The organism is Flexivirga sp. (genome assembly GCF_051955415.1).
Taxonomy (GTDB): Bacteria; Actinomycetota; Actinomycetes; order Actinomycetales; family Dermatophilaceae; genus Flexivirga.
Window position 1 is genome coordinate 23643 of sequence record NZ_JBQCGS010000078.1, and the last position, 13600, is coordinate 37242.

Consider the following 13600-nt stretch of genomic DNA (forward strand, 5'->3'; position numbering starts at 1 on the left):
GTCAGCGCAGGATCGCGTCGATGGCTGCCACCGTGTGGGCGAAGTATGGCGAGCTCGGGTCGATCAGTTCGAAGTGTCCGCAGCCGGCCAGCACCTGTAGCGGCACACCGTCGCCGGCGGCGGCCTGGTAGCTCTCGGAGACCTCCACCGGCACGCGGTCGTCGGCGGCGCCGTGCACCAGCCGGACCGGCACCGGTGACGGCCCGAGCAGGGCAGGGTCGGCGGCGCGCCATACGGATTCGGGAGCGGCACCCATCAGCGCGGCGGCGGCGCCGTCACCGAGGCCGAGGTCGCGGGTCAGGTGCAGGTCCACGCAGCCCGCGAGCGAGACGACGCCGGTCACCGGCACCGACTGGTATGCCGCCCAGGTCGCCAGGTGCCCACCCGCGGAGTGGCCGAGCAGCACCGTCCGGTCGGGCAGGTCGGGATCGGCCCGGGCAGCTTCGATGGCGGCGAGCACGTCCGCGGCCATCGCCGGCCAGTCGCCCGGGATCCGCCGGTATTCGATGGTGGCCACGTGAAAGCCGTCATGTGCCAGCGCATTGGACTGCTGCCCGGCGTGCGAACGGTCGTACGACGGCTGCCAGAAGCCGCCGTGTACGACAACCACCGTCGCACCGCGCGGCGTCATCGTCGGCCGGCGGAGGTCGATGACCTGGTCGGGCGACTCGCCGTACGCGTTGGTGCGGTCCGGGAGCGGCTGCTCTGCGTCGAGAATGGACATCCACGCGAGCGTACTTGTACGGCGTGGCGCGTCACGGCTGGCAAGCGGACGACGGGGGAGGGGTTCACACGATCCCGGCGGATCCGACGGTGTGCTCGAAGATCAGGCTGGTCTCCGTGCTCGCGACCTCACGCGTCTTGCTCAGGCCTTCCACGAAGTTGCGCAGATCCTCCGTCGACGCGGCCGCCACGTGCACCTGGAAATCGTCGACACCGGCGACGAAGTAGACGTTCAGGACGCCGGGGAGCTTCACCAGGCCGGCCGCGTAGCGGGGTATCTGCCCGCGAGCCGTCGGCTGGAGCCGCACCGCGACGATCGCCTGGATGCCGTAGCCCAGCGCTTCGGGGGCGATGTCGAGCCGGAAACCACGGATGACACCGCGGTCGATCAGCCGCCGCACCCGGAAGTGGCACGTCGAAGCGGCGATCCCGACCCGCTTGGCAAGGGCACTGTTGGACAGCCGGGCATCCTCGGACAGCGCTCTGAGCAGCCGGCGGTCGATGTCGTCGATCGGTGTGTCGCGCGTCACCTTTCGCGGTCGCACATCCTCCATGACAGCGAGCTTATCCGATGTCCAGGTTGGAGAATGTGTGTTCATTCTTGCTCCTTGTTGAATATTCGCAGCAGGGACACCCAGGTACGGCGTGAGAAGTGCTGAAATGCTGTGCCGCCAGTTGAAGGAAAAGAGGTTGCCAATGGTGCTCGAACCCCTCCGGCCCGCCAAGGGCCAGGGCACCCCACATGTCGTCGTCGTCGGAGCGGGCATGGTCGGTCTTGCCACCGCCTGGCACCTGCAGGAACGCGGCGTGGAAGTGACCGTCGTGGAGCGGTCCGGCGTCGCGGCCGGCAGCTCCTGGGGGAACGCCGGCTGGGTGTCGCCCGGCCTGTGCGTGCCGCTGTCCGACCCTTCGGTGATCAAGTACGGCCTGAAGGCGTTGCTGGACCCCGATTCCCCGCTCTACATCCCGATGAAGCCGGACCCCAAGCTGGCCGCCTTCCTCCTGGGCTTCGCGCGCCGATGCACCCCGGGTCAGTGGAAGCGCACGATGGACAAGTTCGTGCCGGTCAACCGGCAGGCGATCGAGGCCTTCCAGTTCCTGGAGGACCACGGCGTGCAGGCGAAGTCGCACGACGCGCCGATCATGGCGGCGTTCCGCCGCGCCGAGGATGCCGCCGGACTGGAGCACGAGGTCACGCTGATCCGTGAGGCCGGCCTGGACCTGGAGGCCACCGAGGTCGACAACGCGACACTGCGCGCCGAGTTGCCGATCGTGAGCCCGGACGTCGAGAAGGCGATCCGGCTGGGCGGACAGCGATTCATCAACCCGCCGGAATACGTCAACGCGCTCGCGGATGCCGTGGTGCAGCGGGGCGGTCACATGGTGATCGGGTCCAACGCGCGAGCGCTGCGGCACGGTCCGGGCGGGGTCAGCGTGGAGATGGTCAGCGGTGAGCCGATCTCCGGTGATGCCGTGGTGATCGCGACCGGTGCCTGGCTGCCGGAGCTGGCGAAGGCGTGCGGGGTCAAGATCCCGGTGCGCGCCGGACGCGGGTACAGCTTCTCGGTCGCTGTCACGGACCCGGCGAACCGCCCCGTGCCGTGCCCGGTCTACTTCCCGTTCGAGCGGATCGCCTGCACGCCGCTGGGTGACCGCCTGCGGATCGGCGGCACCATGGAGTTCGCCGGCACCGAGGAGCCGCTGCACGTCGAGCGTGTCGACGCGATCGTCAAGAACGGCAAGCCGTTGCTGTCCGGCGTGGACTGGGACGACCAGCAGGACACCTGGGTCGGTGGCCGCCCGGTCTCCGTGGACGGCCTGCCGCTGGTCGGCGCGACGCGGGTGCCGCGCGTCTTCTCCAATGGCGGACATGGCATGTGGGGCATCACCCTCGGCCCACTGTCCGGTCAGCTGCTGGCCGAGCAGATGGTCACCGGTGTCACCCCGCCGGAGCTGCTCCCCTTCGACCCGACCCGCTGATCGCTCAAGCGGATCGAGTGCGGCCGAGGGACGAGGCCGTGTATCGAGATCGCGGTCTCGATACGCCTTCCTCCGCTTCGCTCCCCCAGGCACTCGACCAGCTTGTTCAGGAATAAAGTTGGTGTCATGACCACCTGGGAGTACGCAACAGTTCCGCTGATCGTCCACGCGACCAAACAGATTCTCGACCAGTGGGGCGAGGACGGCTGGGAGCTCGTGCAGGTCGTGCCAGGCCCCGACGGCAACAGCCTCGTTGCCTACCTCAAGCGTCCGAAGGAGCAGTGACAGATGTCCGCAGTTGAAGATCGCCTCGCCGAGCTCGGCCTGCAGGTGCCCGAAGTGGCCGCGCCGGTCGCGGCATACGTCCCGGTCGTGCAGGAGGGCAACCTGGTCTACACCTCGGGCCAACTGCCCGTGATCGGCGGCAAGCTGGCCGCCACCGGCAAGGTCGGCGCCGAGGTGAGCGCGGAGGACGCCGCCCAACTGGCGCAGACGTGTGCGCTCAATGCGATCGCCGCGGTCAAGTCGCAGGTCGGTGACCTGGACAAGGTCACCCGGGTCGTCAAGGTCGTCGGCTTCGTCGCCAGCGCCCCGAGCTTCACCGCTCAGCCGGCCGTGATCAACGGCGCGAGCGAGCTGCTGGCCAAGGCCTTCGGCGACGCCGGCGCCCACGCCCGCTCGGCGGTCGGGGTGGCCGCCCTGCCGATGGACGCGCCGGTCGAGGTCGAGATCACCGTCGCCGTCCAGTAGAACCGTCCCGTATGCCGTCGACGCACGACCTGGAGTTGCCGCCGACGCTGCGCGAGCACGCGCTCAGCTGGCTCGCCACACCCGCGCCGGAGCGCCAGATCGCTCCGGCGCGGTTGGCGTCCACGGTGTTGTTGCTGCGCGAATCGAACGCGGGCACCGAGGTTTTCCTGCAGCGCAGGGTCTCGTCGATGAAGTTCGCGCCGTCGATGTGGGTCTTCCCCGGCGGTGGCGTCGACGCACGTGACGAGTCCGCCGGGGTGCCGTGGGCCGGGCCGTCGGCTGCCGACTGGGCTCGTCTGCTCGGGCTGCCCGCGCCCACCGCGCGGGCGATCGTCATCGCCGCCGTGCGGGAGGTCTTCGAGGAATGCGGCGTGCTGCTCGCCGGTCCCACGGCGCACGAGGTCGTCCTCGACGTGACCGGGGACGAGTGGCAGGCGGACCGCGCCGACGTGCTCGGCCGGACCCTGTCCTTCGGTGCGCTGCTGGAACGCCGCGGGTTGGTGCTGCGCTCGGATCTGCTGGCGGTGCAAGACCATTGGATCACCCCCGAGATGGAGCCGCGACGCTACGACACGTGGTTCTTCTCCGCCCGGCTGCCCGAGCGGCAGGTTGCCGACGACCGCACCACCGAGGCCGCCGAAGCCGTATGGCGTCGTCCGGGCGAGGTGCTGACCGAGGTGCGCGAGGGCACCGCGCGGATGCTGCCGCCGACCATCGTGCAGTTGCGCCGGATCGAGGCATGGGCCGACCTGACGCCGTCGACGGTCAATCGCGAAGGATTGCACGCCGTCCTGCCCGAGCCGGTGCAGGACGGCGCCCGGCTGCTGCTGCGCGCCCAGCTCAACGACTGACCTCCGTCATACCGAGCGGACACCACAGCGCCCACCGGACACATCATTCCGGCCGGGTGGCCATGAATGAGGTGTCCGGTGAGTATGTTTCGTGTCCGCTCGGTGAGAATGGGCCGGGTCAGCCGAGTGCCAGCGCACGCACCCGGCTCAGGTCGCCGTTGAAGTAGTCCTTGTCGATCGGCGAGGAGGTGTACTGCCACATCGTGTAGTAGGGCCAGCCGCCGGGGAGCGTGCCCGGTGTCGACGCGTAGCGGGCGATCCACAACGGGTTGGTCTGGTTGAACGCGGTCGAGTTGCCGGTGCAGGTGCTCCACCAGTCGGCCGTCGTGTAGATGACGGCGTCGCGACCCGTCAGGCGCTTGTATTCGTTCAGCCATGTCCTGATCCAGGTCACCATCCCGGACTTGGAGTAGCCGTAGCAGGTGGCGCCGTAGGGGTTGTACTCGATGTCGAGCATGCCGGGCAGCGTTTTGCCGTCGCGCGACCACCCGCCGCCGTGCGAGACGAAGTAGTCGGCCTGCGCGGTCGCGGACGTGGAGTATCCCGGGTTGGCGAAGTGGTAGGCACCGCGGATCATTCCGGCGCTGTAGCTGCCGTTGTACTGCTGCGCGAAGTACTGGTTCTTGTAATAGGTGCCCTCGGTCGCCTTGGTGTAGGCCCAGCGGACCCCGGAATTCCACTGCGAGCTCCAGTCGACGTTGCCCTGGTATGCCGAGACGTCGATCCCCGGAGTCCGGGCTGCGGCCAGGGCCGGGGACACGCGCGTCAGGCCGGCGCGGACGTGATCGGATCCGACGTGCTTCTCCCAGCCGGCGTAGGCGTCGCCGAGCTTGTGGATGCCGGCGCGCTGTGCGGCCTTCGTCGGGGTCTGGTGCGGCTTCTTGTCGGTGGAGACTGCGGCGTGGGCCGGTGCGGCGCAGGCGATGAGCGCGAAAGCGGCGATCGTGGCGCAGGCGGTGGGCAGGGTCTTCTTCATGGTCGGGGTCCTTTGCGCGAAGCGGTGGAACAGGGTGGTACAGCGGGACAGGGGAACCCCAACTGCACCAGCATTCACGGTATTCACACGCGTGCCAACGGGGTGTCAGCGTTCGGTCAACGTTTGACAAGTGCGCGGGTCGTGGACGACTGCGGCTAACGTGACGTGCTGTGACGACTGAAGCGGTATGGCGCGGCGGTGTCCTCGGCGAGCACGCCCACGCGGTGCTGGCGCCGAACCCGGGACCGATGACCCTCGACGGCACGAACACCTGGGTGCTGCACGTGCCGGGCGACGCCACCGCGGTGGTGGTCGACCCCGGCCCGCTCGACGAGGCACATCTGCAGGCGGTGCTGCGGTATGTCGAACACCTCGGAGCACATGTCGCACTCACCCTCGTCACACACTGGCATCACGACCACACCGAGTCGCTGGGTCGCTGGGCCGAACTGGTCGATGCTCCGATCCGCGGCGGAGGCCATGGTCAGCCGCTGGTCGACGAGGAACGAATCGAGCTGGGATCGTTGCGGATCCGGGCGCTCACGACACCCGGCCACACCGCCGACTCGGTGTCGTTCCACCTGCCCGACGCCGACGTGCTCGTCACCGGGGACACCGTGCTGGGCCGTGGCACCACGGTGGTGGCACATCCCGACGGTGCGCTCGGGCCCTACCTGGCATCGCTGCAGCGGTTGCACGCCATCGCGGTCGAGCGCCCGACCGCGCTCGCGCCGGCGCACGGACCGAGCCACGCCGACGCGGCGTCGGTGATCGCGGCATACCTACAGCACCGCACGGAGCGGCTGGCCCAGGTGCGCGCGGCGCTGGCAGCCGGCGACGCCACGGCGCCCGACGTGGCGCAGGCGGTCGTCGAGCGCGTGTATGCCGACGTCCCCCGCGAGGTGTGGCCGGCGGCGAAGGCGAGTGTGCAGGCTCAGCTGGACTACCTCGCTGCAGGTTCAGCCTGACGGGGTGAGTGCGGCCAGCACGACGCTGATGTTGTCGTGGCCGCCGGAGGCGTTGGCGAAGTCGACCAGGCCCGCGGTGATCTCGGTGGCCGAGTCGCCGTGCGAGGAACGCACCCGCTGCACCAGGTCCCACAGATCGGCCGGCGCAGAGCAGTAGTTCCACAAACCGTCGGTGCACACGACGACCCAGCCGGGTTCGTCGGCGAGCAGATGCGCCATCCGCGGGGTCAGATCGGACGGTGCGGTGTGACCGAGCCAACGGGTGATGGCGTGGGCGTTGGGTGCGTTCTCGGCACTGTCGCGCGGCACGCCGCGGCGCATGAGTTCGCTGGCCATCGAGTCGTCCTGACCGAGTTGGACGGCGCGGTCCGGTCCGGAGCCGGGGATCCAGTAGACCCGGCTGTCGCCCACGTTGCCGCCGAGGACCAGGTTGTCCTCGATGATCGCTGCGGCGAGCGTGCAGGAAGGCGGGGTCGGGTCGTCCGGGTCGGTGCCGGTCCCTGCCGCGGCGTCGCTGGCGTCGCGGGCGGCGTCGGCGAAGGCCGCTGCCGCGGTGCGCAGCCACTGCTCGTCCGGCACTCCCTGGCGCGGCATCGGCCGGGCCAGCCGCTCCATCGCCGCGATCGCCGCGGCCTGGGAGGCGAGGTGTGAGTCGGTGGAGGTCGACACGCCGTCGCAGGCCACCAGGACCGCTCGTGCACCGATCTCGGTGGAGGCGGCCAGGGCTATCGAGTCCTCGTTGCGGTGGTGCCGCCGGCCGATGTCGGACCGACCGGCGACCCAACCGTGCGGTGAGAGCAGGACGTGATCGCGCGGGTCGCCGGCGCCGTGCTCCGCGTCGTGGGCCCGGTCACGCTCGATGCCCCGCTCGGCGTCGTGTTCGGTGCCCTGCTGGTGGCTCTGGTCCACTCCCGTGCCTTCCGTGGTTCGGCTGCCGCTGACGTCATCCGGACGACGTCGGGGCGTGCGTGGTTCCGGCCCGCGACGCGCGCCGGGGCACTGTGGGCCGCGCGGCCGGTCAGCGGGCGCGGCGCTGCAGCCGCTCGGTGTCGATCAAGGTGACGGCGCGCGCCTCGAGCTTGATCCAGCCGCGCGAGGAGAAGTCGGCCAGGGCCTTGTTGACGGTCTCGCGGGAGGCGCCGACGAGCTGGGCCAGCTCCTCCTGGGTCAGGTCGTGCGCGACCAGAGTGCCCTCGTCGGACGGCTGACCGAAGCGGCGTGAGAGGTCGAGCAACGCCTTGGCGACACGGCCCGGCACGTCGGTGAAGACCAGGTCGCCCAAGGCCTCGTTGGTGCGTCGGAGACGGGCAGCCAGCGCTGACAGCATCGTCATCGCGATCTCGGGGCGGGTGCCCAGGTAGTCGGTCATGTCGGGGTGCGACAGCCCGACGAGCTCGGTGTCGGCGATGGCGCTGGCCGTCGCGGTGCGTGGGCCCGGGTCGAAAAGGCTGAGCTCGCCGAGCATCTCGCCCTCGCCGAGGATGGCCAGGAGGTTCTCCCGGCCGTCCGGTGAGCGGCGGCCGAGCTTCACCTTGCCCGCGGTGATGACGTAGAGGGAGTCTCCCTGCTCGCCCTCATGGAAGAGCTCCTGCCCGCGCGCGATCCTGGTGCGGGTCATCGTCGACAGCAATGCCTCGGCGGCATCGTCGTCGAGAGCAGCGAACAGTGGCGCTTTGCGCACGGCCTCGGTATCCACGATGTGCAGTCTGCCACGAGCCGCCGCTTCTGTTGCGAAGCTCACACGCCATGGCGCCGAATTCCGGTGTTCCCGCTGCTGTTCCAGGCGCGTGGGTCGTGCCCGGCGGGGCCGATGACCGAGCCGTGCACGACCGCGGTGTCAACCGACGGCTGTCGGCGCGCTCAACTAAGGTCGATGCCCGTGAAGCCCATCGACGTCTCGGCCGAGTCGGACCTGTCCCGCACCCGCCGGGCCCGCAAGATGTTCCGGGCGCTGCAGGAGCAGTTCCCGCATGCCCACTGCGAGCTCGATTTCCGCACGCCGCTGGAGCTGCTGGTCGCCACCATCCTGTCCGCACAGACCACCGACGTGGGCGTCAACAAGGTGACACCGACGCTGTTCACCCGTTATCCGGACGCGGCGGCCTACGCCGGCGCCGACCGGGAGGAGCTCGAGGAACTGCTGCGACCGACCGGGTTCTACCGTGCCAAGGCCAAGTCGGTGATGGCGCTCGGCCAGGCGCTGGTGGAGCGCTTCGGCGGGGAGGTGCCGCCGCGACTGGAGGACCTGGTCACGCTGCCAGGCGTCGGGCGCAAGACCGCCTTTGTCGTGCTGGGTGACGCGTTCGGTCTGCCGGGGCTGACCGTCGACACCCACTTCGGCCGGGTGGTGCGCCGTGCCGGCTGGACCGACCTGGAGGACCCGGTCAAGGTCGAGCACGCGATCGGTGAGCTGTTCCCGCGCAAGGAGTGGACCCCGCTGAGTCACGTGCTGATCTTCGAGGGTCGGCGCATCTGCCACGCCAAGCGCCCGGCGTGCGGGGTGTGCCCGATCGCGCGCTGGTGCCCGTCCTACGGCGCGGGGGAGACCGACCCGGACAAGGCGCGCAAACTGCTGAAGTTCGAGCTGGCGCCGGGCGCCACCCGGCCCGAAGGTGTGCCCGAGCCGGCAGCGGTGCTGTGACGGAGTTCGTCCCGGCGCCGGCACCGGAGTGGCTGCGCGACCTGGAGCACCGCGCCCACGAGGCCCCCATGGTCACCGGACTGCCCGAGGCCGCCGGGCGGGACTCGGCGGTGCTGATGCTCTTCGGCCAGGACGAGCTCGGCGGGCAGGACGTGGTGCTCACCGAGCGGTCGGCCGGTCTGCGCAAGCACGCCGGTCAGGTGTCCTTCCCGGGCGGCCGGGTCGATCCGGGGGATGTCTCGGCGGCCGACACCGCACTGCGGGAGGCTCATGAGGAGGTCGGCCTGGATCGGGATGGGGTGCGCGTCGTCGGCGTGCTGCCGGCGTTGCCCCTGAGCGTCACCGGCTTCCGCGTCACGCCGATCGCGGCGTGGTGGGAGCGGCCCTCGCCGATCGGTGTCGTCGACCCGGGCGAGGTCGCGCGGGTGGAGCGGGTCCCGCTCGCCGCACTGGTCGACCCGGCCAACCGGTTCAGCGCGGTCGTGCCGGGCCGGGAGTTCGTGGCGCCGGCGTTCGAGGTGGACGGTCTCTACGTGTGGGGCTTCACCGCGATCCTGCTGGACGCGACGCTGCGGCTGGCCGGGATGGAGCTGCCGTGGGACCGCGGTGACCGTCGACCGGTGCCCGGTCGCTATCTGCACGGTGGCTGAGCCTGCGGCATACACGGGGCATACCGGCAGACGGGGCCGGGCGACTCGTGCGACGCAACGCGAGAGCCCCGGCGGACCGGGGCTCTCGTCGACGGGTGGTGGCGATCAGACCTTCGGAGGTTTGACAGCCGCAACGGTGCGTTGCGCGTTGTCGATGGTGCGCTCCGGCTTGCCCTTGATCTTCTTCAGCGCGCTGATGCCGAGCAACGCCAGGATGAGCGTGATCACCAGCAGCACGCCCGCGGTGATCAGCATGCCGAGCCATACCGGCAGGCCGGCCGCGTGCAGGCCCCAGGCCAGGGTGAGCAGCAGAAAGCCGAGCAGGTAGAGGCCGAACAGACCGGCGGCGGCCAGCAACCCGGCGCCCTTGCCGCCCTTGGCGACGTCGGCCTTGACCTCCACCTTCGCCAGCGCGATCTCGTCCTTGACGATCGCCTTCAGGTCGGTCGAGGCGTCGGCGACCAACTGGCCGAGTGTGCGCTCCGTGCCCTTCGTGGTCTGGGCCATCGATTACTCCTCGTGTGTTGTCGGCTCGCTCAGCCTGTCTTGGTCAGGATAAGCGCATCGAACTCACCGGTACCTTAGTCGGTTCGGGGCGAAGTGTTCCCGCCCGTGCTTCAGCGCGGCTCCACGGGCGGGGTCTGTTGGTAACAGTCGGGCACCCCGTCGCCGTCGTCGTCGCGCGACTCCTCCGCGTGGATGCGGCGGTATGTCGCATTGCGCATCCGCAGCACGACGGTGGCCAGCAGGGCGGCGACCAGCGACCCGCCGAGGATCCCCAGCTTGACGTGTTCGTCGGCGAGCGAGCCATCTCCGAAGGCCAGTTCGCCGATCAGCAACGACACCGTGAACCCCACTCCCGCGAGCAGGCTGAGCCCGAAGACGTCCGACCAGGCCAGTTCGTCGTCGAGTTCGGCACGGGTCAATCGCACCGTCAGCGCGGTGCCGCCGAAGACACCGATCGTCTTGCCCAGCACGAGCCCGACGACCACACCGATGGTGATCGGGTCGCTGAGTGCGTCACCCAATCCGCCGCCGACGACCGTGACGCCGGCGGCACAGAATGCGAAGGCCGGCACACACAGCGCTGCCGAGAAGGGCCGCAACCGACTGTCGATGCGGCCGCCCAGTGACCGGTGCTCCCCGCCTCGCGGGGTCACCGGGACCAGCAGGCCGAGCGCGACCCCGGCGACGGTGGCGTGGACGCCGGAGTTGAGCACTGCCAGCCAGGCGATCAGACCGAGCACGAGGAGCACCGGGAGGTTGCGGTTGCCGCGCATGGTCAGGCCGAAGCCGGCGAGCGCGAGCAGCGCCACCGCGAGCCAGATCGGGCTGATCGACGAGGTGTAGAAGAGCGCGATGATGGTGATCGCGATCAGATCGTCCACCACAGCGAGGGTGAGCAGGAACGAGCGCAGCGCCGACGGCAGGTGGGCGCCGATGACGGCGAGCACCGCCAGCGCGAACGCGATGTCGGTCGCCGTCGGGATGGCCCAGCCCTCGAGCGCACCCGCACCGAGGCGCTGGCAGGCGGCATACAGGACGGCGGGGAGGGCGACGCCGCAGCAGGCGGCGACGATCGGCACCGCCGCCTTGCCGGGATCGCGCAGGGCACCGTGGGTGAACTCGTGCTTCAGCTCCAGTCCGGCCAGGAAGAAGAAGATCGCCAGCAAGCCGTCCGACGTCCAGTGCGCCAGGCTGAGACGCAGATGCAGCACATCCGGCCCGATCTCGGACGCAACCAGCTGGTGGTAGCCGTCCCGCCACGGGCTGTTGGCCCAGACCAGGGCGGCGAGCGCAGCGATCAACAGCAGCGCACCACCGACGGTCTCCTGACGCAGCAGGGCGGCGACGCGGCGCGCTTCGGGCCAGTCGCCGCGGGAGAAGACACGGGTGATGGGCCGGATGGTCATACGGGGCCTTTCGGTGTGCGGGGTTGCGAGCTTCGACGCCGACCCGCAGTCCGGCCGAAGGACGGCCATCAAAATCAGAAGTGTGACGTGAAGATGAGGAACGAATCTTCGCGCCACACTTCCCGGCACACCGGTGTTCATTCTACCAATGGGCGGCGTGGGGCGCCGATGGGCGATGCGTGATGCGCAGAGCTCGCGCGGTGTCAGTCCGGGAAGCCGATGGTGTGCGCGGCGGTGCGGAAGGTGTAAGTACACACCTGGTCGCCGGGTTCGAAGCTGCCGACCAGTTGGCCGAAGAGGTCGAAGCCGATCACGCCGAAGACCTGCGTCCAGGCGGCCGCGAACCGGATCAGCACGTGTTCGGGCAGGTCGGTGTCCAGCGCGGCGTGCAGTTCCCTGGCCTGCCGACGGAGGGGTTGGCTCACCGGTGGCGCGGCTCGGTCGGTGTCGAGTCCGCCTGCGTGCCAGGCCTGTTCGGCCAGTCGTATGGCGGCGGCCGGCGTGCGTGCGGCATCCGGGACGGTGCCGGCCGGAGCCCGATAACCCGGGACCGGTGAGCCGAAGAGCAAGGCGTACTGGTGTGGGTGGTCATGTGCCCAGGTGCGGATCGCTTCGCACAGCGCGACGAACCGTCGGCCCGGCGCGGCGCGTCCGGCGGCCGCGGCCTCCGCGACGCCCGCGAGATCCCGGTAGCCCTCGATGATGAGTGCGGTGAGCAGGTCGTCCCGGCTGGCGACATACCGATAGACGGCCGAGGAGACCATGCCCACGTCGCGGGCAACGGCTCGTAGCGACAGTGCGGCGGCCCCGTGCTCGGCCAGCTGGCTGCGGCCGGACTCCAGGATCCGCTCCATGGTGTCGATCCGGGCGCGTTCTCGCGGCGTCGTGCTCATGGCCGCGATGGTGGCAAGTGTGAGCACCGAACGCAAGGGAGAGCACTGCTCTTGTTTTGTCGATATGGCGGCGGTACTGTGGACGTGAGAGAGCGGGGCTCTCGAAATTTCAGGAGGCAGTCATGACCGTCCAGCTCGACCGGAGCACCCGGGTCTTCAACGCGATCGTCACCGGCCTTTCCCGACTGGGCATCAGCGCCTTCGGCGCGAAGGAGATGGTCGTCACCGGCCGCAAGTCCGGCGCGCAGCACAGCACGCCGGTCAACCCGCTGCGCGTGGACGGGCGGCTCTACCTCGTCGCGCCGCGCGGGCAGACCCAATGGGTGCGCAACGTGCGCCATACCCCCCGAGTGGTGCTGCGGACCGGCCGCTCGCACCAGGTGTACGAGGCCCGGGAGGTCACCGACGACTCCGCCGTGCCGGTGATGCGTCACTACCTGAAGCGCTGGGCCTGGGAGGTTGGCCGCTTCTTCCCCGAAGGCATCAGCGCGACATCGACGGACGCGCAGATCGCCGCTGTCGTGCCGGCGCACCCGGTCTTCCGGCTGGAGCGGGTCTGAGCGGCGGCCCGGGACCTGCAGCGCGAGACGGCCGCCGGGCCGGCAGCACGCCGTCGTCGCGGCGATGCGGTTGACTTGAGGTATGCCGCTCACCGATGAGGAGATCGATGCACTCGACAGTGCGGCACGCCGCACGCTCATCCGTCGGCTGCGGGTCGGTGTGGTGGGGGACGTCGGCGATGCCGCGCTGCTGGCGGCCGAGCGGCGGGTCCGCCGACGGCGCGCGATCGCGCTGACGGTGACAGCGGTCGCGGCGGGCTTGCTGGTGCCGTGGACTGCTTACCTCGCGCTGAGCCTGCCAGACCGCTACGTCGCCCGGGCGTGGGCGTTGACCTGGGTCGGATTCGACGTGCTGCTCATCGTGCTGCTCGCCTTGACGGCTTTCTTCGCCTGGAAGCGGCGGATGCTCGTGGTCCTCACATCCTTCGGGGCAGGTGTGCTGCTGCTGGCGGACGGTTGGTTCGACGTCACGACGTCTGACGCCGACGACCTGCACCTGTCGGTGGCCTCCGCCATCCTCGTCGAGATTCCGCTGGCGATCTTCCTGATCGGTATGGCGATCAGCATCTCCTGGCGTGTCGCCGGTCTGCTCAACGCGCTGACCGGTCACGTCGCGCAGGGTCGATGGCGGATGCCCATCAACGGTGGCGTGCTGTGGGACAACGACGATGAGCCGGACGAGCCCGGAACGTGAC

17 protein-coding genes are annotated in these 13600 nt (G+C 69.9%); 9 read left to right on the top strand and 8 right to left on the bottom strand.

Annotation, left to right across the window (positions count from 1 at the left end; translation table 11 throughout):
- Position 1: 1 nt before the first annotated feature.
- A complete protein-coding gene (locus ACTHL4_RS13205) occupies positions 2-724 on the bottom strand; it encodes an alpha/beta hydrolase family protein (RefSeq protein ID WP_440283229.1) in 723 nt (240 codons plus the stop codon).
- 64 nt (positions 725-788) lie between these two features.
- Entirely contained in the window at positions 789-1277 is a 489-nt protein-coding gene (locus ACTHL4_RS13210; RefSeq protein WP_440283230.1) for an Lrp/AsnC family transcriptional regulator, read from the bottom strand.
- 142 nt (positions 1278-1419) lie between these two features.
- On the opposite strand from ACTHL4_RS13210, the gene ACTHL4_RS13215 reads away from it, so the two are divergent.
- The 4 genes from ACTHL4_RS13215 to ACTHL4_RS13230 all read left to right on the top strand — a co-directional run bounded on the left by ACTHL4_RS13215 (position 1420) and on the right by ACTHL4_RS13230 (position 4304).
- The gene (locus ACTHL4_RS13215) at positions 1420-2703 is read left to right on the top strand and encodes an NAD(P)/FAD-dependent oxidoreductase (RefSeq protein WP_440283231.1); all 1284 of its coding nucleotides are present in this window, start codon (positions 1420-1422) and stop codon (positions 2701-2703) included.
- Between the two features lie 126 nt (positions 2704-2829).
- Positions 2830-2988, top strand: a complete 159-nt coding sequence (locus ACTHL4_RS13220; protein WP_188836412.1) for a DUF4177 domain-containing protein — start codon at positions 2830-2832, stop codon at positions 2986-2988.
- Between the two features lie 3 nt (positions 2989-2991).
- Positions 2992-3453 (top strand): RidA family protein, encoded by a 462-nt coding sequence (locus tag ACTHL4_RS13225; protein ID WP_440283232.1) that lies wholly within the window; start codon positions 2992-2994, stop codon positions 3451-3453.
- Between the two features lie 11 nt (positions 3454-3464).
- Positions 3465-4304: an NUDIX hydrolase gene (locus ACTHL4_RS13230; RefSeq protein ID WP_440283233.1), complete on the top strand. Its 840-nt coding sequence runs from the start codon at positions 3465-3467 to the stop codon at positions 4302-4304.
- A 118-nt stretch (positions 4305-4422) separates the two neighbouring features.
- Here ACTHL4_RS13230 and ACTHL4_RS13235 read toward each other — a convergent pair whose 3' ends face one another.
- Positions 4423-5280 carry a lysozyme gene (locus ACTHL4_RS13235; RefSeq protein WP_440283234.1) on the bottom strand — a complete coding sequence of 286 codons (858 nt, stop codon included), beginning with the start codon at positions 5278-5280 and terminating at the stop codon, positions 4423-4425.
- Between the two features lie 170 nt (positions 5281-5450).
- On the opposite strand from ACTHL4_RS13235, the gene ACTHL4_RS13240 reads away from it, so the two are divergent.
- Complete coding sequence (locus ACTHL4_RS13240) at positions 5451-6248, top strand: MBL fold metallo-hydrolase (protein WP_440283235.1); 798 nt, start codon at positions 5451-5453, stop codon at positions 6246-6248.
- Here the strand turns inward: ACTHL4_RS13240 and ACTHL4_RS13245 are convergent.
- Complete coding sequence (locus tag ACTHL4_RS13245) at positions 6240-7157, bottom strand: PP2C family protein-serine/threonine phosphatase (protein WP_440283236.1); 918 nt, start codon at positions 7155-7157, stop codon at positions 6240-6242. The genes ACTHL4_RS13240 and ACTHL4_RS13245 overlap by 9 nt on opposite strands.
- A 109-nt stretch (positions 7158-7266) precedes the next feature.
- A complete protein-coding gene (locus ACTHL4_RS13250) occupies positions 7267-7944 on the bottom strand; it encodes a Crp/Fnr family transcriptional regulator (RefSeq protein WP_440283237.1) in 678 nt (225 codons plus the stop codon).
- 177 nt (positions 7945-8121) lie between these two features.
- Between ACTHL4_RS13250 and nth the strand changes: the two genes are divergently transcribed.
- Positions 8122-8889 carry an endonuclease III gene (nth, locus tag ACTHL4_RS13255; protein ID WP_440283238.1) on the top strand — a complete coding sequence of 256 codons (768 nt, stop codon included), beginning with the start codon at positions 8122-8124 and terminating at the stop codon, positions 8887-8889.
- Entirely contained in the window at positions 8886-9539 is a 654-nt protein-coding gene (locus tag ACTHL4_RS13260; RefSeq protein WP_440283239.1) for an NUDIX hydrolase, read from the top strand. The genes nth and ACTHL4_RS13260 overlap by 4 nt, the downstream gene beginning before the upstream one ends.
- A gap of 105 nt (positions 9540-9644) precedes the next feature.
- On the opposite strand, the gene ACTHL4_RS13265 is transcribed toward ACTHL4_RS13260, so the two are convergent.
- The 3 genes from ACTHL4_RS13265 to ACTHL4_RS13275 form a co-directional block, all read right to left on the bottom strand.
- The gene (locus ACTHL4_RS13265) at positions 9645-10046 is read right to left on the bottom strand and encodes a phage holin family protein (protein WP_440283240.1); all 402 of its coding nucleotides are present in this window, start codon (positions 10044-10046) and stop codon (positions 9645-9647) included.
- Between the two features lie 110 nt (positions 10047-10156).
- The gene (gene nhaA / locus ACTHL4_RS13270; protein WP_440283241.1) at positions 10157-11452 is read right to left on the bottom strand and encodes a Na+/H+ antiporter NhaA; all 1296 of its coding nucleotides are present in this window, start codon (positions 11450-11452) and stop codon (positions 10157-10159) included.
- Between the two features lie 203 nt (positions 11453-11655).
- On the bottom strand, positions 11656-12345 hold the full coding sequence (locus tag ACTHL4_RS13275; protein WP_440283242.1) for a TetR/AcrR family transcriptional regulator: 690 nt from the start codon (positions 12343-12345) through the stop codon (positions 11656-11658).
- 122 nt (positions 12346-12467) lie between these two features.
- Here ACTHL4_RS13275 and ACTHL4_RS13280 point away from each other — a divergent pair, with 122 nt between their 5' ends.
- Positions 12468-12905 (top strand): nitroreductase family deazaflavin-dependent oxidoreductase, encoded by a 438-nt coding sequence (locus ACTHL4_RS13280; protein ID WP_440283243.1) that lies wholly within the window; start codon positions 12468-12470, stop codon positions 12903-12905.
- An 82-nt stretch (positions 12906-12987) separates the two neighbouring features.
- Positions 12988-13599: a hypothetical protein gene (locus ACTHL4_RS13285; RefSeq protein ID WP_440283244.1), complete on the top strand. Its 612-nt coding sequence runs from the start codon at positions 12988-12990 to the stop codon at positions 13597-13599.
- The last annotated feature ends 1 nt before the right edge of the window (position 13600 follow it).

Bases quoted from the DNA above. Each gene is read 5' to 3' on its own strand.
- ACTHL4_RS13205 (WP_440283229.1), bottom strand. From the start codon at position 724: ATGTCCATTCTCGACGCAGAGCAGCCGCTCCCGGACCGCACCAACGCG.
- ACTHL4_RS13210 (WP_440283230.1), bottom strand. From the start codon at position 1,277: ATGGAGGATGTGCGACCGCGAAAGGTGACGCGCGACACACCGATCGAC.
- ACTHL4_RS13215 (WP_440283231.1), top strand. From the start codon at position 1,420: ATGGTGCTCGAACCCCTCCGGCCCGCCAAGGGCCAGGGCACCCCACAT.
- ACTHL4_RS13220 (WP_188836412.1), top strand. From the start codon at position 2,830: ATGACCACCTGGGAGTACGCAACAGTTCCGCTGATCGTCCACGCGACC.
- ACTHL4_RS13225 (WP_440283232.1), top strand. From the start codon at position 2,992: ATGTCCGCAGTTGAAGATCGCCTCGCCGAGCTCGGCCTGCAGGTGCCC.
- ACTHL4_RS13230 (WP_440283233.1), top strand. From the start codon at position 3,465: ATGCCGTCGACGCACGACCTGGAGTTGCCGCCGACGCTGCGCGAGCAC.
- ACTHL4_RS13235 (WP_440283234.1), bottom strand. From the start codon at position 5,280: ATGAAGAAGACCCTGCCCACCGCCTGCGCCACGATCGCCGCTTTCGCG.
- nth (WP_440283238.1), top strand. From the start codon at position 8,122: ATGCCCGTGAAGCCCATCGACGTCTCGGCCGAGTCGGACCTGTCCCGC.
- ACTHL4_RS13265 (WP_440283240.1), bottom strand. From the start codon at position 10,046: ATGGCCCAGACCACGAAGGGCACGGAGCGCACACTCGGCCAGTTGGTC.
- nhaA (WP_440283241.1), bottom strand. From the start codon at position 11,452: ATGACCATCCGGCCCATCACCCGTGTCTTCTCCCGCGGCGACTGGCCC.
- ACTHL4_RS13275 (WP_440283242.1), bottom strand. From the start codon at position 12,345: ATGAGCACGACGCCGCGAGAACGCGCCCGGATCGACACCATGGAGCGG.
- ACTHL4_RS13280 (WP_440283243.1), top strand. From the start codon at position 12,468: ATGACCGTCCAGCTCGACCGGAGCACCCGGGTCTTCAACGCGATCGTC.
- ACTHL4_RS13285 (WP_440283244.1), top strand. From the start codon at position 12,988: ATGCCGCTCACCGATGAGGAGATCGATGCACTCGACAGTGCGGCACGC.